The sequence below is a fragment of the Halopseudomonas litoralis genome (genome assembly GCF_900105005.1).
Classification (GTDB): domain Bacteria; phylum Pseudomonadota; class Gammaproteobacteria; order Pseudomonadales; family Pseudomonadaceae; genus Halopseudomonas; species Halopseudomonas litoralis.
The window spans coordinates 2,530,458-2,549,462 of record NZ_LT629748.1; the positions used below are offsets into that span (position 1 = coordinate 2,530,458).

16 protein-coding genes and 1 pseudogene are annotated in these 19,005 nt (G+C 59.0%); 8 read left to right on the forward strand and 9 right to left on the reverse strand.

Annotated features, from left to right (window positions below):
* Positions 1-172: 172 nt before the first annotated feature.
* On the reverse strand, positions 173-1,549 hold the full coding sequence (gene radA / locus BLU11_RS12235) for a DNA repair protein RadA (RefSeq protein ID WP_090273731.1): 1,377 nt from the start codon (positions 1,547-1,549) through the stop codon (positions 173-175).
* Positions 1,550-1,801: 252 nt separating this feature from the next.
* Between radA and mscL the strand changes: the two genes are divergently transcribed.
* Positions 1,802-2,212: a large-conductance mechanosensitive channel protein MscL gene (gene mscL / locus BLU11_RS12240; RefSeq protein ID WP_090273734.1), complete on the forward strand. Its 411-nt coding sequence runs from the start codon at positions 1,802-1,804 to the stop codon at positions 2,210-2,212.
* A 124-nt stretch (positions 2,213-2,336) separates the two neighbouring features.
* The gene (locus BLU11_RS12245; protein WP_090273737.1) at positions 2,337-3,467 is read left to right on the forward strand and encodes a methyltransferase; all 1,131 of its coding nucleotides are present in this window, start codon (positions 2,337-2,339) and stop codon (positions 3,465-3,467) included.
* Positions 3,468-3,824: 357 nt separating this feature from the next.
* Here BLU11_RS12245 and BLU11_RS12250 read toward each other — a convergent pair whose 3' ends face one another.
* From BLU11_RS12250 to BLU11_RS12280, 7 genes and pseudogenes are all read right to left on the reverse strand, one after another.
* Positions 3,825-6,269, reverse strand: coding sequence for a Lon protease family protein (locus BLU11_RS12250; protein WP_090273740.1), 2,445 nt, complete (start codon positions 6,267-6,269; stop codon positions 3,825-3,827).
* A 36-nt stretch (positions 6,270-6,305) separates the two neighbouring features.
* Positions 6,306-7,154, reverse strand: a complete 849-nt coding sequence (locus BLU11_RS12255) for a uroporphyrinogen-III synthase (RefSeq protein ID WP_197674191.1) — start codon at positions 7,152-7,154, stop codon at positions 6,306-6,308.
* A gap of 67 nt (positions 7,155-7,221) precedes the next feature.
* Entirely contained in the window at positions 7,222-8,667 is a 1,446-nt protein-coding gene (ccoN, locus tag BLU11_RS12260) for a cytochrome-c oxidase, cbb3-type subunit I (protein WP_090273742.1), read from the reverse strand.
* Positions 8,668-8,778: 111 nt separating this feature from the next.
* Positions 8,779-9,588, reverse strand: coding sequence for an IclR family transcriptional regulator domain-containing protein (locus tag BLU11_RS12265; RefSeq protein ID WP_090273745.1), 810 nt, complete (start codon positions 9,586-9,588; stop codon positions 8,779-8,781).
* A gap of 14 nt (positions 9,589-9,602) precedes the next feature.
* A pseudogene (locus BLU11_RS12270) lies at positions 9,603-9,857 on the reverse strand (OprD family outer membrane porin); the annotation flags it as partial.
* A gap of 387 nt (positions 9,858-10,244) precedes the next feature.
* The gene (locus tag BLU11_RS12275) at positions 10,245-11,132 is read right to left on the reverse strand and encodes a cache domain-containing protein (protein WP_090273748.1); all 888 of its coding nucleotides are present in this window, start codon (positions 11,130-11,132) and stop codon (positions 10,245-10,247) included.
* Between the two features lie 165 nt (positions 11,133-11,297).
* Positions 11,298-12,188, reverse strand: a complete 891-nt coding sequence (locus tag BLU11_RS12280) for a LysR family transcriptional regulator (RefSeq protein WP_090273751.1) — start codon at positions 12,186-12,188, stop codon at positions 11,298-11,300.
* Positions 12,189-12,312: 124 nt separating this feature from the next.
* Here BLU11_RS12280 and BLU11_RS12285 point away from each other — a divergent pair, with 124 nt between their 5' ends.
* The 6 genes from BLU11_RS12285 to BLU11_RS19295 all read left to right on the forward strand — a co-directional run bounded on the left by BLU11_RS12285 (position 12,313) and on the right by BLU11_RS19295 (position 18,171).
* Complete coding sequence (locus BLU11_RS12285) at positions 12,313-13,821, forward strand: CoA-acylating methylmalonate-semialdehyde dehydrogenase (RefSeq protein WP_090273754.1); 1,509 nt, start codon at positions 12,313-12,315, stop codon at positions 13,819-13,821.
* 54 nt (positions 13,822-13,875) lie between these two features.
* Positions 13,876-14,649 carry an enoyl-CoA hydratase gene (locus tag BLU11_RS12290; RefSeq protein ID WP_090273757.1) on the forward strand — a complete coding sequence of 258 codons (774 nt, stop codon included), beginning with the start codon at positions 13,876-13,878 and terminating at the stop codon, positions 14,647-14,649.
* Positions 14,650-14,700: 51 nt separating this feature from the next.
* Complete coding sequence (mmsB, locus tag BLU11_RS12295; protein WP_090273760.1) at positions 14,701-15,594, forward strand: 3-hydroxyisobutyrate dehydrogenase; 894 nt, start codon at positions 14,701-14,703, stop codon at positions 15,592-15,594.
* Complete coding sequence (locus BLU11_RS12300; protein WP_090273762.1) at positions 15,591-16,673, forward strand: enoyl-CoA hydratase/isomerase family protein; 1,083 nt, start codon at positions 15,591-15,593, stop codon at positions 16,671-16,673. Before mmsB ends, BLU11_RS12300 begins: the two co-directional genes overlap by 4 nt.
* Before the next feature lie 14 nt (positions 16,674-16,687).
* Positions 16,688-17,839 carry an acyl-CoA dehydrogenase family protein gene (locus BLU11_RS12305; RefSeq protein WP_090273765.1) on the forward strand — a complete coding sequence of 384 codons (1,152 nt, stop codon included), beginning with the start codon at positions 16,688-16,690 and terminating at the stop codon, positions 17,837-17,839.
* Between the two features lie 158 nt (positions 17,840-17,997).
* Positions 17,998-18,171, forward strand: a complete 174-nt coding sequence (locus BLU11_RS19295) for a hypothetical protein (RefSeq protein ID WP_157718675.1) — start codon at positions 17,998-18,000, stop codon at positions 18,169-18,171.
* Between the two features lie 10 nt (positions 18,172-18,181).
* On the opposite strand, the gene BLU11_RS12310 is transcribed toward BLU11_RS19295, so the two are convergent.
* The gene (locus BLU11_RS12310; RefSeq protein WP_090273768.1) at positions 18,182-18,850 is read right to left on the reverse strand and encodes a glutathione S-transferase; all 669 of its coding nucleotides are present in this window, start codon (positions 18,848-18,850) and stop codon (positions 18,182-18,184) included.
* Between the last annotated feature and the right edge of the window lie 155 nt (positions 18,851-19,005).

The window sequence follows — 19,005 nt, forward strand, 5'->3', positions numbered from 1 at the left end:
ACCTCACGCTCCGCACAACCCGATCGTTCCCACGCTCCGCGTGGTAACGCCTGGTGGGACGCTCTGCGTCCCGACCTCAACCGTGGCAGGCTGCTAGTTCGGACGCTGGAGCGTCCACGGCGGAGCTCCCACGCAGAGCGTGGGAGCTATCGTCTAACTCTACCCCGCAACTTCAATCAAACAACACACCCAACGCCTCATCCAGCCGGGTCACCGGCACTACCTGCATGCCCTTGGGTGACTCCTTGGGTGCATTGGCCTTGGGCACGATAGCCCGGGTAAAACCGTGCTTGGCGGCTTCCTTCAAACGCTCCTGGCCACTGGGCACAGGGCGGATCTCACCGGAAAGGCCCAACTCGCCAAACACCATCAGATCCATCGGCAACGGCCGGTTGCGCAGACTGGAAATGACCGCCGCAAGCAGCGCCAGGTCCGCTGCGGTTTCCAGCACCTTGACGCCACCGACCACGTTGACGAATACATCCTGATCATAAGTCGGCACACCGCCATGGCGGTGCAGCACAGCCAGCAGCATGGCCAGACGGTTCTGATCCAGACCCAAGGTCACTCGCCGCGGGTTGCCCAGATGACTGGTATCGACCAGCGCCTGCACTTCCACCAGCATCGGCCGCGAGCCTTCCCAGGTAGACATCACTACACTGCCTGGAATCGGCGCATCGTAGCGCGACAGGAAAATTGCCGACGGGTTTGAGACCTCCTTCAAGCCTTTATCGGTCATGGCAAACACGCCGAGTTCATTGACGGCACCGAAGCGGTTCTTCACTGCGCGCAGCATGCGCAGGCGGCCATCAGCCTCACCCTCGAAGTACAACACGGTATCGACCATGTGCTCCAGCACACGCGGCCCGGCCAGCGAGCCTTCCTTGGTTACATGGCCTACCAGGAAAATAGCGGTGCCGCTCTGCTTGGCATAGCGCACCAGTAGCGCTGCGCTTTCTCGTACCTGAGCCACGCCGCCGGGAGCCGACTGCAACTGCTCGGTGAAAATGGTCTGGATCGAATCGACCACCATCACCTTGGGCTGTTCACGCCGCGCGGTGCCGACGATGCTTTCGATGCAGGTCTCAGTCATGACCTTGAGCTTGTCTTCCGGCAAGCCCAGCCGTTTGGCACGCATGGCAACCTGCTGCTGGGATTCTTCGCCGGTGACATACAGCGCTGGAATATTCTCCGCAAGACGGCATAAGGTCTGTAGCAGGATGGTCGATTTACCGATCCCCGGATCACCACCAATCAGCACCACCGAGCCGCTTACCAGGCCGCCACCCAATACCCGATCAAGCTCGGACGAGCCGCTGGGTTGGCGAGGCATTTCCTCGGTAGACACTTCTGCCAGCGTACGCACCTGAGCGAGTTCCCCCGCCCAATTGGCGCCGCGTGAAGAACCGCCGCTGCCGCCGACCGGGGTGGTGTCAATCATGGTCTCGACCAGGGTATTCCATGCCTGGCATTCGCTACATTGCCCAGCCCACTTGGTAGAGGTAGCACCACACTCGGTGCAGCCATAGAGTCGCTTGTTCTTCGCCATCATCAATCCATAAATATTTTCAGCCAGCTGCCACTATACTGCTCAGTTGATAATAAATCCTGACGGACAATGAAGATCTCGGGTTCACTGAGGCTCTATACCGCAGCCGGGAACCATGGCCGCAATGTGAACAGGCAATGAATGACGTGGTCGAACATACCGCCAGCTCAACGCGCTCCGGTATGTCACGGCGCTACAGAGTGCGTTGAAGTAAGATATAAAAAGCCACGACGGTATACAGGAGATTTAAACATGAGTCTGATTCAGGAATTCAAAGCTTTCGCCGTGCGCGGTAATGTCATGGACATGGCCGTGGGGATCATTATCGGTGCCGCTTTCGGCAAGGTGGTTTCATCCTTTGTTGGCAACGTCATCATGCCGCCATTGGGGCTATTGATCGGCGGGGTGGATTTCAGCGACCTGGCCGTGGTGTTACGCGAAGCCCAGGGCGAGCTGGAAGCCGTCACCCTCGGCTATGGCGCCTTCATCCAGAGCGTGGTGGATTTTCTGATCATTGCAGCGGCTATCTTTGTCGCCGTCAAAGTCATGAACAATCTCAAGCGCAAGGAACAGGAAGCGCCCTCCGCTCCTCCTGCGCCCAGTACCGAAGAAGTGCTGCTGACCGATATCCGTGATCTGCTCAGGCAGCAGGCCAACAAGTAAAGCGGTCATCATTTCGAACGGGCGGCCGTCCCGTTCGATATGATGCGCGAATATATACTACGGTGATCCGGCACATCGGCCTGCGCTATACTGACCGCCCCTGACTCGATTACCCGGCCCGCCAATGCACGTCTGTGATACCCCCTTCGGTACTCTCCAGCTCGACCGCTATCCGCCTACCCGCAACCCGACATTGCAGCCATTCGATGCGGCCGACATGTACCTGCTGCAAACTCACGCAGACATGACACCCGCTGCTGGCCCAGTGCTGGTGGTCAACGACAACTTCGGCACTCTGGCCTGCGCGCTGGCGCTGGCAGGCACGAGAGTATTGAGTTGGGGGGACTCGCATCTGGCTGAGCGCGCACTGCAGCTGAATGCCGGGCATAATCAGCTACCGGATAATGCAGTGGCGTTCGTCGACAGCCAGGAGTTACCCACAGGCACCTTCGCGCGGGTGCTACTACGCATTCCGAAAAGCCTCGCCTTGCTGGAAGATCAGCTCAATTGCCTGCGCCCGCTATTAGCTGGTGATAGCCTGTTGATCGCCGGCGCAATGCTCAAGCACCTGCCGCCCCGCGCCGGCGACCTGCTGGCGCTGTATGTCGGCTCCTACCAAGCATCTCTGGCCTGGAAGAAGGCACGTTTACTGACTGCTCGATTTGACAGCACCCTAGCCCCTGCCACACCACAGTTAACCACTCACTACACCCTGCCTGATAGCAATTGCCAACTCGCTAACCTGCCTGGCGTGTTCTCGCGTGAGCGGCTGGATATCGGTACCCGCGTCATGCTCCCGTGCATCCCGCAGGCGGATGGCGTGGTACGCATTGTCGACCTGGGTTGCGGTAACGGTGCGCTGGGCATCCAGGCTGCCCGGCTCAATACCGAGGCGCAGTTGACCTTCGTTGACGAGTCTTTCGCCGCCATTGCTTCCGCGCGGAAAAACTTTCGCCTTGCCTGTCCCGGACGTGACGCCGTGTTTGCCGTCAGCGACGGCCTGATGGAGGCCAACCCCGCCAGCGCCGACCTGGTACTGTGCAACCCACCCTTCCATCAGCAACAGGTGATCGGCGATGAAATCGCCATGCGCCTGTTCCAGCAGAGCCGCGATGCGCTTGTACCCGGCGGCACCTTGCTGGTGGTAGGTAATCGTCATCTGGGCTACCACGTCAAACTGCGGCGCTTCTTCGATGTTGTGGAGCAGATCGGCGGCAACAGCAAGTTTGTGGTGCTGCGCTGCCTGCGCGGTTGATCCGTGCAGGTTGTACACACTTTCTGTGGATAACTCTGTGAACAGGCTTGTAGTAACTGCGTCTGGACCATAGAGGGACAGGCCTTGCCGCAATGAGTTCAAAAAACAACCAATGTGGACCGGCCAGTCATTCCCAGAAGCAGCGGAATGACTCCAGGCGGCGCGTTATGGGTCTTTCGGTATTTGTCCAGTAAAAAACATGTGACTCGGTGCGCTTTCCCAACAACAGGCGATTGACAACCGAGGGAAGAAATGGCCTTGGCAAAGTCTTCCACACAATCTGTGGATAACTCTGTAGACAGTACTGGGAAAGGTTGCTCTAGAGCATGCCGGACCGGACGTCCGGCGCTACGCTCATTATTTGATCAGCGGGTCGATACCCGGATCGCTCGGGGTGTCATCCCGGGCTCCGCCCTCCTCGCTGGGCTGATTGCGGTGGTTGATGGTCTTCAGCCGCTGCACGACCCGTTCGTTTATCGACCCTTCCGGAAAGTTGCCTTCGGCATCCGGCGTACCGGCATCTTCGCCAGCCAGCAGACCGAGTGCCTCGTCGACATTATCCACCGCGTAGATATGGAACAGTCCGGCTTTGGCCGCATCCAGTACCGTCTGATGAAGCATCAGGTTCGGCACATTGGAACGCGGGATGATCACGCCCTGCTCACCGGTCAGGCCGCGCGCTTCACAGAGCCGGAAGAATCCCTCGATCTTGACGTTGACCCCACCGATCGCCTGCACCTCGCCGAACTGGTTGATCGAACCGGTAATCGCGAAACACTGCTTCAATGGCACCTTGGACATGGCCGATATCAATGCACAGACCTCCCCGAGCGAAGCGCTGTCACCATCGATATAACCGTAGGATTGTTCCAGCGCGATACTCGCAGAGATCTCCAGTTGGTGGTCCTGTGCGTAACGGCTACCAAGGTAGCCCGTAAGGATCATGACGCCCTTGGAGTGAATCGACTGCCCGAGGCTGACTTCCCGTTCGACATCCACAATACCGCTATTGCCGGGGTAGACCGTCGCGCTGATACGTGCCGGCATACCGAACACCGAATCGCCCACGGCCAATACCGTCAGGCCATTGCATTTGCCGATCGCTGCGCCATCGGTGTCGATCAGAATCACGCCGGACAGCATGTCCTCACGGATGCGTGAACTGGCTCGCCCGGTACGTGTTTCCTTGGCCTGCAGCGCGCGTTCGATATGTCCGGTATCGGTTATCCGATCATCAGCAAGCTCGCGGACCAGATCCGCCTCGGCGACCAGTTGGAAAATATCGCTGATGCTGGCTGACAGGTGCTGCTGATGCTCGGCCAGTCGCGCGCTGTAGGTAAGGATCCGCGCCACAGCAGCTACTGTCAGCGGCGCCATACCTTCTTCGTCTACCCGGGTCTTGAGCAGTTGCGCCATGCCTTCGATACTGTCAGGCGTACGCGGCAGATGGTCATCGAAGTCCACCAGCACGCGAAACAGTTCCTGGAAATCCGGATCGTAATCCTGCAACGTGTAATACACCCGGCGCGAGCCGATCAATATCACCTTGACCGATAACGGAATCACCTCCGGCGTCAGAGTCACCGTGGTCAGTCGTCCGAGGTCCGCCCAGGGTGATTCAATTTTCAACTCACGTGCATGCAAGGCACGCTTGAGGGCTTCCCAGACGAAGGGCTCAGAGAGCAGCTTCTCCGCCTCCAGCACCAGATAACCATGATTGGCCCGGTGCAACGCGCCGGAGCGGATGTGCCGATAATTAGTGACCAGGGCGCCCTGCTCGGAGCTGTATTCGACACGTCCGAAAAGATTGTCGTAGGACGGATGCGGCTCATGGACCACAGGCGCGCCACGTGAGCCGGGATGATCGATCACCAGGTTGGGACTGTAATGTTCGATGAGTGCAGCCTTTTTAGCGGCCTCGGGGCGGGCATCCGCCGCACGCTCATCGGCCATCAGCTCGATCACCACCTTCAACAGATTCTGGCGGATCGCCTCGATGTATTCACATACGCCAAGATTATCACAGTAATGTTCAGTCAGAGGTGCCAGCAGAGGTTGAAGGGCATCGGTGATGGTCTGTTCATTCAGCTCGCGCAGCTGATTGCTGGATTCACGTTTCCATTGCGGAAGGCTCGCCAGAGCCTCGTTGAGCACCTCTTCAAGCACCGAAATATCAGCGTGAAAACGTTCCCGTTCGGCTTCCGGCAGCTGGGCAAATTCCGCCTCGTCCAATCCCTTGCCGTCACGCATGGGCGTGAAGGCCAGATTCTGGCCATCCCGGTAAAGAGCAATATGGCGCTCCAAGGCCTTGCGTTCCACAGTATCGATGGCGCCGTCATAGCGCTTGTTGAAGTTGCGATCGATCGCGCTCTTCTTCTGCTGAAAGGCCGGATGCTCGAATACTGCCGGGAAGGTGGCCAGGAGGTTATCAATCAGCTGATGAATATCCTCGATCAGCTGAGCAGCCGTGCCAGGCGCCATGTGCAGCGCCTTCGGCTCCCGGGTTTCGTCAAAGTTGTTGACGTAAACACAGTCCTGGGGTGTGGCCATGCGTTTGGCTTCGGCCCGCAGATACCGCATCGCGTAGGAGAAACGCCCTGTGCCCGGCTCACCCATGACGAACATATTGTATCCCGAGCGACGCATGGCGACGCCGAACTGCATGGCCTCTACAGCGCGGTCCTGGCCGAGAATACCCTTGAACGGCTCCAGATCATCTGTGGACGAGAACCCCAGACTCTCAAGGTCTATCGGGACGGTCAATTGTTCTGGTGATAAGCGTATCGGGCCGGTTTTAATCATCAAACTTCCCTTGGGAGACAGGCGTTATATAGCGAGTCAGTGTAAACCATCGACTTCCGGTTTGCCCCCGAACTCCCTGACCAGCTCCCGCACCAGCGGCTTCATGAAGAAGCTGCTGGCCGGCATGAGATCCACCTGCAAACCGCGTTCATGCAGCTCACTCGCCACCACCGGGCCGACCGCGGCGATCTTCAGGCGTCCGAGAATGTCACACAGCGCCTGCTCACCCACCGAACGTCGGCCGATCTGGAAAAGTCGCCGCACCTGCGTGGCACTGGTGAAGGCAATAACATCCAGCCTGCCGGCGGCCATCTCGGTTATCAGCGCATCAACCCGGGCATCTTCGACATCGTCGGCATAAACGTAAGGTGCAACCGCTGCGACCTCGGCGCCCGCCTCGTGCAGAAAATCCATCAGCAGAAGGTTAGGGTCGCTGCCATACAGCTGCACGGCAATACGGCGACCGCGCAGATCTTCCGATTGCAGTGTGCGAATGATGCCGGCGGTGGTCGGTTCGACTGCCACGAGGTCCGCCTTGAGGCCCACCGTACGCAGCGCCGCACCGGGCTTGGGGCCACGAGTTATCTTGCGTACCTGTGCCAGCCGCACAATGAACTTCTCGCGCACATTGTCCCCGGCCCGTTCGGCTGCTGTCAGCAGGCGGCGTATGCCCTCACCGGTCAGCACGATGAAATCATCCCAGGGTTGGCTATTGAACCGATTCAGCCAGTCCCGTATCGGTTGCTGGTCCTGCGCATCATGAATGGCCACCAAGGGGCAGCGTACAACCTCTGCACCGCGCTTCAGCAGCATATTCGCAAACAGATCAAGCTCGCGGCTCTCAGGCAGGGCGACACGGCGGCCCGCCAGGGGAAGGTCAGACATGCTTGCACCCATCATCAATGAAAAGCGCATTGTGCTGGCGATCCCGCATGGCAGCAAGCAACGGATCCTAGTGACTTACCTCTACCAGCGAACCCTGCTCCTGCACGCCGACGCCACGAATGGTCATCATGCAATTGAAGGCCATCAGTAACATGCCCGCCGCAAAGATACCGCCGCCGATCATCCGTACGATATAGCCTGGATGGCTGGCTTCCAGCGCCTCGACAAAGGCGTAGGTCAAGGTGCCATCAACGTTTACCGCACGCCACATCAGGCCCTGGGTGATGCCGTTGACCCACATGGCGACGATATACAGCACGGTGCCCATCGTCGCCATCCAGAAATGCAGATTGATCATGCCGATACTGTACATGCCGTCACGCCCCCACAGCCGCGGCACCATGTGATAGAGCGCACCGATGCTGATCATCGCCACCCAGCCCAGCGCACCAGCGTGTACGTGGCCGATGGTCCAGTCGGTGTAGTGCGACAACGCATTGACTGTCTTGATCGCCATCATCGGGCCTTCGAAGGTGGACATGCCATAGAAGGCCAGCGCCACTACCAGAAAACGCAGGACGGGGTCAGTGCGCAGTTTGTGCCAGGCCCCGGAGAGCGTCATCATGCCGTTGATCATGCCACCCCAACTTGGCGCCAGCAGGATGATCGACATCACCATGCCAAGCGTCTGCGCCCAGTCTGGCAGTGCGGTGTAATGCAGATGGTGCGGTCCGGCCCAGATATACAGCGCAATCACCGCCCAGAAATGCACGATGGACAGGCGATAGGAGTAGATCGGACGCCCAGCCTGTTTGGGTACGTAGTAGTACATCAGGCCGAGAAAGCCCACCGACAGAATGAAGCCCACCACACTGTGACCGTACCACCATTGGATCATGGCATCAGCCGCCCCGGCGTAGACCGGATAAGACTTGAACAGCGAGACCGGCACGTCGATATGGTTCACCACGTGCACCAGCCCGGTGACAATGATGAAAGCGCCGTAGAACCAGTTGCCGACATAGATATGTTTGACCTTGCGCCGGGCGATAGTGCCGAAGAACAGGTAGCCATAGGCAACCCAGACCACGGTGATCAGCGTCGCGATGGGCCAGATCATTTCAGCATATTCCTTGCTGGTGGTGAGGCCGCTGGCGTAGCTGACGATGACGGCAACCAGAATCGTCTGCCAGGCCCAGAAGACGAAGTTGGCCAGCCTATCGGATACCAGCCGTACCCGGCTGGTGCGCTGCACTACATAAAGGGATGTAGCAAACAGGGCGCCGCCACCGAAGGCGAAAATCACCAGGTTGGTATGGATCGGCCGGAGGCGCCCGAAACTGAACCAAGGCAGGTCGAAATTGAGCGCGGGCCAGACCAGCTGGGCCGCCAGCACGACCCCCATGGCCATGCCGAGTACACCCCATACTAGGGTCATGACGGTGAACTTGCGAACAACATCGTAGTTATAGCCGGACTCGGATGAGCCCGCTGAAGCTGAGGGGTGAATCATGGAAACTCCGTGAAGCAAGGCAGGCGAGCAAACGCGGATAGTTTGCGCCCCCTGTTAACTAAAGACAAATCAATAATAACTAATGCTTAGTTAACAAATAATGCACCATCTTCAGTAAAACATCTTGGCGCTTAACTCCTTGCTGGCTTCCAGCAACACCGGCAGAAAGCGGGCTTCCAGTTCCTGCCGGGTTATCCGGCCGACATGCGTGCCGACATTGAGCGCGGCCAACACCTGGCCGGCGGAGTCTTTCAGCGGGACGGCCAGTGAGCGCAGGCCGATTTCCAACTCCTGATCGGTCACCACCCAGCCACGCCGACGAACCTCGGCAACGGCCGAGCGGACTGCTTCGGGCGTGTGCAGTGTGCGGCTGGTCCTGGCCTTCAGGTTGGCATGCTCGAGATAGTCTTCCAGCGCCGTATCATCCAGCCCCGCTAACAGGATCAGACCCATGGAAGTGCAGTAGGCGGGCAGACGACTGCCGATGCTGAGGTTTACCGATATCAGGCGCAATGGGATAGAAGAGCGCGCGACATAGAGGATCTCGTCGCCTTCCAGCGTCGCCATGGAGAAAGCTTCCTGCAACTTGTCGCTGAGGCGATCCAGAATCGGTTGCGCGGTCACTGCCAGCGGCGTCGATGACAGATAGGCATGCCCCAGCGTCAAGACCTTCGGCAGCAGTGAGTAAGTGCGCCCGTCAGTCGTAGCATAACCAAGCTTGATCAAGGTCAGCAGGCAACGGCGTACCGCTGCGCGGGATATCTCGGTGCGACGGCTGATTTCGGCGATGGTGAGATGGCGTTTGCGCTCCTGAAAGGCATGAATCACCACCAGCCCGCGTGCCAGAGAGGTCATGAAATTCGGGTCGCCGGTCAGTGCATCGATGCGCTTGGCAGGCGAAGCAATGATGGGCGGCGCCACCCGCCACCGTTGGTGGCCTGGACATCGACGTTGTCACCGGTAATGTAACGCACCCCCGCGATCAGTCCTGGAACGCCCATGGCAGCGAAGTCGTAGTCATAGCGCAGCTGCCAGGAACGCTCGTCGGCACCGGCGAATTCATAGGTTGGCACCTCATTGCCCAGCGGGGTGACGTTGTTGAACACGCGGGAAAAAGCGTTATCGCCGAATATGGTCTGATAACCGACCATCAAGCTATGCCCGTCATGTCTGGCCGAGAGCTGCGAGAATGCAGACCCAGGAAGGACATGCCCGAGGCCATCACCAGAAAGGTGGATCAGCGCCGCTTCACGAATGGGCCCGCATAAGAGATCACCGTCTCGATGAAACCAGCAACCACCGCGGAGAGGGAAAAATCTCTGAGTAAGGTTTTCATCGATTCGGAGTCAGCAGCCGATCCGTGCGATTACCGCACACTATCAGTTTGGTCAGATGAGCCGATGAGCACTGGAAGCCAGCAACGGACAGGCGTGCAAACGCGCTGGGCAAGGGCGCTCAGGTGGAATCGTCAGGCATTGATGAAAGCGGATGACAGAGAAAGTCGGCAGCCGGTGCCGGGAGGGATCAGCCAGCCCGGAAGCGCTGAATCCGCAACCGGGCTGAGCTACAGGGAGGGTTTATTCAGCGTCAGCTTGAGCATCGCTGCCGTTATTGGGCTGGTAATAGCCCACGGCGACCAAATAGTTACCGACCTTGCGGGCATAGGCACGCTTTTGCTCGGTATCACCAGTGATCGGGTGCTTCCACTGGTAATCAAACTCAGCCGTCTCGCTGGTGGCAACTTTGTCCAGCGCCTCCTGGCCGAAGGGCTTGCCGGCCTCGTCAGCCAAAGCACCGAAGTCACGCCCGACCAGACGCAGGTTGGAGCCATGGGCGACGAAGCGTTGGCTATCCAGCTCGACCACAAACACGTAGAGATCATCCTGATAGAAGCGCTGATCCAAGGCGTTGATGGCAGTAAAGGTTTCCCGCGGATTGCGGCTTACCGCCTCGCTTGCCGTCTCCAGCAATTGCAACGCCTGCTCGGAACTGGCGCGGGGCTGGTAATAGCCCACCGCAAGCACGGTATCGCCTACCCGCTGGAAGTACACATGCTTGGTGATCTTACGGCCACCGGTATTCCAGCTGCCCCAGGGATAATCCGCCTCAATTATTTTACCGTTTTCAGGCTGACTCAGCGCGTGCTGGAACTTGGGCTTGAGCTCGTCATCGATGGTATTCATGATGTCCCGTCCGATCAGCATGACCGACGGCCCACCACTGGCCAGCATGATGCCATTGGTGTTGATCGCGAATACGTAGAGATCATCCTTGACGAAGGGCCCCTGCCGGCTGAACACGGCCAGCGCCTTGTCACCGTTCTCCTTGTAGTAATCGACGGCTTCGGTGAGCAGGGCGCGGGCGGCATTCGCCTCTTCCTGCTCCGCATTCGTCTGGGCCTGCAATGGCAGAATCAGGCTTGCAGCCAGTAATATCAGAAATCGGTACATCTTCTTTGCCAGCATTGTCTTTTCCTTTTCCCCACTAATATCATTTTTATTTTCCACCAAGCCCGTGAAGCTTGAGTTTCTTAAAGGTAGCATGGCAATGGATCGCAGGCTCTCTACTCGGCGCTTCGCAATTGTCTGACTGATAGTCACTGAGGAAAATCCCCTCGCTTTGTCAACATGCTATTTCCCCATCAACCTACCCTGCTCCCGCTCCGCCATCTCCCGCAGAAAATCCCAGGTCACCCGCATCCGCGCAATATCCTTGAGTTCGATAGGCATCAGCATCCAGAAAGTACGAATGAAACGGATCTGCGCCGGCATGATCAGCTGTAGCCGGGGGTCCTGGTCGGCTGTAAAGGCCGGCAGGATGCCCAGCCCGGCACCCGAAGCAATGGCTTCCTGCTGCGCCAGCACACTGGTGCTGCGTACCCCGACCGCGCCGGAACCGGCGATTTCATCAAGAAACAGCAGGTCCTTGCTGAACACCAGATCATCCACATAACTGACGAAGCGGTGCTGTGCCAGATCGTTGCGGCTGGTGATCGGGCCGTGCTGCTGCAGGTAATCCTTGCCGGCATACAGGCGCAACACATAGTCAGTGAGCTTGGTAATGATGAACGGCCCGCGCTCTGGGCGCTCCAGGGTGATGACGATATCGGCCTCATGGCGGGACAGGCGCACGGCGCGCGGCAGCGCCAGCAGATCGAGGTGCAGGTGCGGGTGGCGGTGACTGAGCTCACTCAATTGGCCGGCCACCAGCATGGTGCCGTAACCCTCGGTAGCACCGATGCGCACCTGGCCGGACAGGGTTTCACCCGGATTGGGCAGCGCCTGTTCGATACGCACGCTGGCCCCTTCCATCAACTCCACTTGCGGCAACAGGCTGCGCCCGGCTTCGGTCAGGGTGTAGCCACTGGTATCACGGAGGAATAGCGCCACGCCGAGACTTTTCTCCAAGGCCTGCAGCCGTCTGGATACCGTAGTGTGGTCCACGCCGAGGCGCCGCGCCGCTGTGGTCAACCGCCCTGCTCTGCTTAATTCGAGAAAAAACCGCAGGTTATCCCAATCCATAACACCGCCCTGTGCAAAAACGCAGACCCAACTTGCGAATGAGCCAATTGTTTATAGGAAAAATGCACTGCTACTATCCATGACATCTTTCAAGACGACAAGGGCGGCTGCCCAGAGGACCATAATGAGCAACAATAATCTCCCCACCGTCAAACTGCTGATCAACGGCGAATTCGTCGAATCCAAGACCGATCAATGGCGCGATGTCATCAACCCGGCCACTCAGGAAGTGCTGGCTCGCGTGCCCTTCGCTACCCAGGATGAGATCAACGCCGCCGTCGCCAGCGCCAAGGAAGCCTTCAAGACCTGGCGCAAGACGCCGATCGGCGCCCGCGCGCGTATCTTCCTCAAGTATCAGCAGCTGATCCGCGAGAACATCAAGGAGCTGGCCGCCATCCTCACCGCCGAGCAGGGCAAGACTATGGCGGATGCCGAAGGCGATGTATTCCGCGGTCTGGAAGTGGTTGAACATGCCTCTGCAGTGGGCAACCTGCAGTTGGGCGAACTGGCCAACAACGTGGCCGGTGGTGTGGATACCTATACCCTGCTGCAACCGCTGGGCGTCTGCGCCGGCATCACGCCGTTCAACTTCCCGGCGATGATTCCGCTGTGGATGTTCCCCATGGCCATTGCCACCGGCAACACCTTCGTCCTCAAGCCCTCCGAGCAGGATCCCATGGTCACCATGCGCCTGGTCGAACTGGCGCTGGAAGCCGGTATCCCTCCGGGCGTGCTCAACGTGATCCACGGTGGCGTGGATGCGGTAAATGGTGTGTGTGACCACCCGGATATCAAGGCCGTGTCCTTTGTCGGTTCCACCCATGTCGGCACTCACGTGTACAACCGCGCCAGCCAGGCTGGCAAGCGCGTGCAGTGCATGATGGGCGCCAAGAACCACGCCGTGATCATGCCCGATGCCAACAAGGAACAGACGCTGAACAACCTGATCGGCGCCGCTTTCGGTGCTGCCGGCCAGCGCTGCATGGCGTTGCCGGTGATCATTCTGGTCGGCGAGTCGCGCAACTGGCTGCCGGAACTGGCACGCAAGGCTGAAACACTGAAGGTCAGCGCTGGTATCGAAGCGGGCACTGATGTCGGTCCGGTGATTTCCACTTCGGCGCTGGAGCGCGTCAATGGCCTGATCCAGAAAGGTATCGATGAAGGCGCCGAACTGGTACTGGATGGTCGCAACCCGAACGTCGCTGGCTATGCTGACGGCAACTTCGTCGGCCCGACCATCTTCGCTGGTGTGAAGCCGGGCATGACCGTGTACGACGAGGAAATCTTCGGACCGGTGCTGTGTGTGATGCAAGCGGACAGTTTGGATGAAGCGATCGACATCATCAACGCCAACCCGAACGGCAACGGCACCGCCATCTTCACACGTTCCGGTGGCATCGCCCGCCGCTTCCAGGAAGACATCGACGTCGGCCAGGTGGGTATCAACGTGCCGATTCCAGTTCCGGTTCCGCTGTTCTCCTTCAGCGGCTCGCGCGGTTCCAAGCTGGGTGATCTGGGCCCCTACGGCAAGCAGGTGATCCTGTTCTACACCCAGACCAAGACCATCACTGCCCGCTGGTTCGATGACGATGAGCAGGCCGCTGCGGTCAACACCACTATCACCCTGAAGTAACTTTTTACAGGCCGGCCAACGATTGGGCCGGCCTCTTTCTGTTGGAGTAGAGACATGAGTTTTGAAACCATTCTGGTTGAGACCCGCGAGCGTGTAGGCCTGATTACCCTGAACCGTCCGCAGGCGCTGAATGCACTGAATACCCAAGTGCTGGATGACCTGAACCAGGCACTCGACCAGTTCGAGAATGACCCAAACATCGGCTGCGTGGTACTGACCGGCTCCAGCAAGGCCTTTGCCGCTGGCGCAGACATCAAGCAGATGGTCGACCTGCAGTACCCTGGCGTGTTCATGGATGACTTCTTCTCCCCCGCCGACCGCATCGCCAACCGCCGCAAGCCGTTGATCGCGGCAGTTGCCGGTTATGCGCTGGGCGGTGGTTGCGAGCTGGCGATGATCTGCGACTTCATCTACGCCGCCGACAACGCCCGCTTCGGTCAGCCCGAGATCAATCTGGGCGTACTACCCGGTATCGGCGGCACCCAGCGTCTGACCCGTGCCATTGGCAAGGCCAAAGCGATGGAAATGTGCCTGACCGGTCGCCAGATGGATGCTCAGGAAGCCGAACAGGCCGGCCTGGTTGCCCGTATCATTCCGGTCGATCAGCTGCTGGAAGAAACCCTGAAGACTGCCAAGGTGATTGCCGAGAAATCTCTGCCCAGCGTGATGATGACCAAGGAATGCGTCAACCGCGTGTTCGAGACCAATCTGGCCGAGGGCGTACGCTTCGAGCGCCGGGTGTTCCACTCGATCTTCGCCACCGCCGATCAGACCGAAGGCATGAAGGCGTTCGCCGAGAAGCGCAAACCCAACTTCAAGCACAATTGAGCCAACGCCGCGCATCGCCGGCGAGCCGACAACAATAAAGAGGTAGCTCATATGAAAATCGGATTTCTTGGTTTAGGCAACATGGGTGGGCCAATGGCTCATAATCTTATCAAGGCCGGCCATCAGCTGACTGTATTCGACCTGTCCCAGGCCGCCGCAGCCAATCTGGTGGAAGCTGGCGCCAACGCCGCCTCCAGCATTGCCGAGCTGGCCAAAAGCGATATCGACCTGATCATTACCATGCTTCCGGCTGCCCAGCATGTGAAGTCGGTTTATCTGGGTGACGACGGCCTGCTGGCCAATATTGCTCCAGCGGTTCGCCTGATCGACAGCTCCACCATCGATCCCATGAGCGCCCGCGAAGTTGCCGACGCCGCCGCCAAAAACGGCAATGCCATGGTCGACGCACCGGTATCCGGGGGGACCGGCGGTGCCACCGCTGGCACCTTGACCTTTATGGTCGGCGGTGAACAGGCCGACTTCGACGTCGCTCTGCCGATTCTCGAGGCCATGGGCAAGAACATCGTCTATTGCGGACCGAGTGGCAATGGCCAGGTCGCCAAGGTGGCCAACAACATGCTGCTGGGCATCTCAATGATCGGCGCCGCCGAGGCCATGAACCTGGGCGTGTCCCTGGGCATGGACCCCAAGGTGCTGGCCAGCATCATCAACACCTCCAGCGGTCGCTGCTGGAGCACCGATACCTACAACCCCTACCCCGGCGTGCTGGAAAGCGCCCCAGCCTCCCGCGGCTACACCGGCGGTTTCGGCACCGACCTGATGCTCAAGGACCTGGGCCTGGCTACCGAAGCAGCAAAACAGGCACGCCAGCCAGTGGTGCTCGGCGCCCTCGCCCAGCAGTTGTATCAGACCTTCAGCGGCCAGGGTAATGGCGGGTTGGACTTCTCCGCCATCATCAAGATGTACAACGGAGAGATCGAATGACCGAACAGAGCGTACTGGTCGACGTGCGTAACGGCGTCGGCCACCTGATCCTCAACCGCCCGGCCGGCCTCAATGCCATCAGCCTGGATATGGTCCGCAGCCTGCGCCAACAGCTGGATGCCTGGCAGAACGACCCGGCCATCCGCCTGGTGGTGCTGCGCGCTAGTGGTGAGAAGGCCTTCTGCGCCGGTGGCGACATCCGTGGTCTTTATGACAGCTTCAAGAAGGGTGATGGCATGTACCTCACCTTCTTTGAAGAGGAATACGCCATGGATCAGGTGCTTCATGGCTACTCCAAGCCGGTATTGGCACTGATGGACGGTTTCGTACTGGGCGGTGGCATGGGCCTGGCCCAGGCCGCCTCGCACCGCGTGGTCACCGAGCGGGTGAAAATGGGCATGCCGGAAACCGGCATCGGCTACTTCCCTGATGTCGGCGGCAGCTATTTCCTGTCTCGCCTGGAGGGCGCCATCGGCCAATACCTGGGCGTGACCGGCTCGCATATCCGCGCTGCCGACGCCCTGTACTGCGGCCTGGCCGATCACTGCATCAGCAGCGACCTTGTCGCGGAACTGGATCAAGCGCTGAACAGCCAGAGCTGGTCGGATGACCCGGCCGGCGATCTGGATCAACTGCTGCACAAACGCGCCTCGCAGAAGATTCCCGGCTCCGAGGTCAAGGCGCTGCGCTCGGCCATCGACCGACATTTCAGCCACCCGGACATGCTCAAGATTCGCGCTTCCCTGGCCGCCGAGGACTGCCCCGCCTATCAAGACTGGGCAGAACGCACCCTGACCGCCATCGACAGCAAGTCGCCACTGGCGATGAACGTGACCTTGGAACTGCTGCGTCGTGGCCGTGAGCTGAGTCTTGCAGACTGCTTCGAACTGGAGCTGCACCTCGATCGCCAGTGGTTCGCAAAGGGCGACATCATGGAGGGCGTGCGCGCATTGATAGTCGACAAGGACAAGAATCCCCGCTGGAATCCGCCTACGCTGGCCGAAGTAAAAGCGGAACAGGTCGCGGAGTTCTTTGCTGGTTTCACCGCGCGCAGCACTGATGAACGACGTCAGGCCTGAGGGGGACACAGAAGATGCACGATATTGAACTCAACGAAGACCAGCGCATGATCCGCGACATGGCCCGCCAGTTCGCCCGGAGCGAATTGGCGCCGCGCGCCGCCGAATGGGACAAGTCCGGCTGGATCGATGACGCCGTGGTACGCCAGATGGGCGAACTCGGCCTGCTGGGCATGGTGGTGCCGGAAGAATGGGGCGGCAGTTACGTCGACTACGTCGCCTATGCCTTGGCCGTGGAAGAAATCGCCGCCGGCTGCAGCGCTACCGGAGCCATGATGAGCATTCACAACTCGGTGGGCTGCGGTCCTGTGCTCAAGTTCGGCACCCCTGAGCAACAGGAAGCCTGGCTGCCCGATCTCGCTGCCGGCAAGGCCATCGGCTGCTTTGCCCTGACCGAACCCCAGGCGGGTTCCGAAGCGAATAATCTGCGCACCCGCGCGGTGCTGGAAAATGGCGAGTGGATAATCACTGGCGCCAAACAGTTCGTCAGTAACGCCAAGCGTGCGCAGCTGGCTGTTGTTTTTGCGGTGACCGATCCGGAGCTGGGCAAGAAGGGCTTATCCGCGTTTCTGGTACCCACCGACAACCCCGGCTTCAAGATCGAGCGCATGGAACATAAGATGGGCATTCGCGGCTCGGATACCTGCGCCGTGACCTTGGACAACTGCCGGATTCCCGAGGCCAACCTGCTCGGTCCGCGCGGCAAAGGACTGGCCATCGCCCTGTCCAACCTGGAAGGCGGCCGTATCGGCATCGCCGCTCAGGCACTGGGCATCGCTCGCTCGGCCTTCGAAGCCGCCCTCACCTACGCTCGCGAGCGCACTCAATTTGGTGTAGCCCTGACCGAACACCAGAGCATCGCCAACATGCTCGCCGACATGCACACCCGCCTCAACGCCACGCGTTTGCTGATACTACATGCAGCTCGCCTGCGCACTGAAGGTGTGCCTTGCCTCTCGGAGGCGTCCCAAGCCAAGCTGTTCGCCAGCGAAATGGCCGAGGACGTCTGCTCCAAGGCAGTACAGATCCATGGCGGCTATGGCTACCTGGAAGACTACCCGGTGGAGCGGCTGTATCGCGACGCGCGGATCACCCAGATCTACGAAGGCACCAGTGAAATTCAGCGCCTGCTGATTGCCCGAGAGCTGAAGAACTACCCGTTGTAAGCATCAGAATGGCCGGGCTGACCCCGGCCATCAAAGAGAGGTCAAGCGGATTGTTTTCCGGAGAGATCTCGACTAGGATCGACAACAACAAAGTCAGCCGCTGATACACTCAGCCGGCGTAAGACAGAACAAGAACAATAGAGCAGGATCCTGATGCCATGCTGAAGCACGTTATCAATGATGTAACCGTGGTTACCTTCGCCATCGCCGTACTGGCAGCGCTAAGCCTCGTAGCCCTGCAACGCGCCCATGAAGTTCAGGTCGCTGAAACGACCATTCCTTCCTGCCATACTGCGCACTGTCATGCGATGAATCCCGGGCATTGGTTGTAGGGTTTTTTCCTCAGTGACTGCTTTGCGGAAACCGCACCAACTCATTCTCTACCTGCCAGGGTTGGAACTTGATCATGGCTTGCCGAAACAGAGGATGCTCCAACCATTTTCGCAGCCAACGTTGTAGATTCGGATAAGGCAGACTGTAAAATACCTCCTGATTCACATGGGCAAACTGCCGTACAAAGGGCATGATGCCGATATCCGCCACGCTGACCTTGCTACCCATCAGATACTCACTCTCGGTCAGTAAAACCTCCAGAACCTGCAAAAACACCTCGCCCTGCTCCCGGCACTCCAGTTGAGTCAGCTCCGGATACCGGTCAGAGTATTTGTAACGATCCAGCCAATACTTGAACTGCTGATCATTATGGTCAATCAGCTCGTTGGCTAGCTCCGGATTGACATTCAACAGGTCCTGCGGATCGTTCTGCCGCAGCGCCCATTCCACGATCTCCCTGCTCTCTTCAATAACCACACTGCCAACGCCATCACTTCCAACCCACTCCAGTACCGGCACAGTACCTTTCGGGCTGACAGCCAGCATCTGCAACGGCTTGTCCTTCAATACCACCTCCCGCAGCTCCACCTGCAGTCCGGCAAACAGAATGCCAAGCCGAGCGCGCATAGCGTAGGGGCAGCGGCGAAAGGAGTAAAAGCGGGGTAATGACGCGGACATCAGGAGCTCCTTGGTTAACTCAGTTATTGCTTTTCAAATGTATCTGACCCACTTCCCTTGACCCATTTTCCTGTTGATACCCGGCATGCTTCGTGATCACTTCATGGGTATCATCATCTGCCATGGGGTCAATCTACAGCGGTAATCTGCAGAAA

Bases quoted from the DNA above. Each gene is read 5' to 3' on its own strand.
- radA (WP_090273731.1), bottom strand. From the start codon at position 1,549: ATGGCGAAGAACAAGCGACTCTATGGCTGCACCGAGTGTGGTGCTACC.
- mscL (WP_090273734.1), top strand. From the start codon at position 1,802: ATGAGTCTGATTCAGGAATTCAAAGCTTTCGCCGTGCGCGGTAATGTC.
- BLU11_RS12245 (WP_090273737.1), top strand. From the start codon at position 2,337: ATGCACGTCTGTGATACCCCCTTCGGTACTCTCCAGCTCGACCGCTAT.
- BLU11_RS12250 (WP_090273740.1), bottom strand. From the start codon at position 6,269: ATGATTAAAACCGGCCCGATACGCTTATCACCAGAACAATTGACCGTC.
- BLU11_RS12255 (WP_197674191.1), bottom strand. From the start codon at position 7,154: ATGTCTGACCTTCCCCTGGCGGGCCGCCGTGTCGCCCTGCCTGAGAGC.
- ccoN (WP_090273742.1), bottom strand. From the start codon at position 8,667: ATGATTCACCCCTCAGCTTCAGCGGGCTCATCCGAGTCCGGCTATAAC.
- BLU11_RS12275 (WP_090273748.1), bottom strand. From the start codon at position 11,132: ATGCTGGCAAAGAAGATGTACCGATTTCTGATATTACTGGCTGCAAGC.
- BLU11_RS12280 (WP_090273751.1), bottom strand. From the start codon at position 12,188: ATGGATTGGGATAACCTGCGGTTTTTTCTCGAATTAAGCAGAGCAGGG.
- BLU11_RS12285 (WP_090273754.1), top strand. From the start codon at position 12,313: ATGAGCAACAATAATCTCCCCACCGTCAAACTGCTGATCAACGGCGAA.
- BLU11_RS12290 (WP_090273757.1), top strand. From the start codon at position 13,876: ATGAGTTTTGAAACCATTCTGGTTGAGACCCGCGAGCGTGTAGGCCTG.
- mmsB (WP_090273760.1), top strand. From the start codon at position 14,701: ATGAAAATCGGATTTCTTGGTTTAGGCAACATGGGTGGGCCAATGGCT.
- BLU11_RS12300 (WP_090273762.1), top strand. From the start codon at position 15,591: ATGACCGAACAGAGCGTACTGGTCGACGTGCGTAACGGCGTCGGCCAC.
- BLU11_RS12305 (WP_090273765.1), top strand. From the start codon at position 16,688: ATGCACGATATTGAACTCAACGAAGACCAGCGCATGATCCGCGACATG.
- BLU11_RS19295 (WP_157718675.1), top strand. From the start codon at position 17,998: ATGCTGAAGCACGTTATCAATGATGTAACCGTGGTTACCTTCGCCATC.
- BLU11_RS12310 (WP_090273768.1), bottom strand. From the start codon at position 18,850: ATGTCCGCGTCATTACCCCGCTTTTACTCCTTTCGCCGCTGCCCCTAC.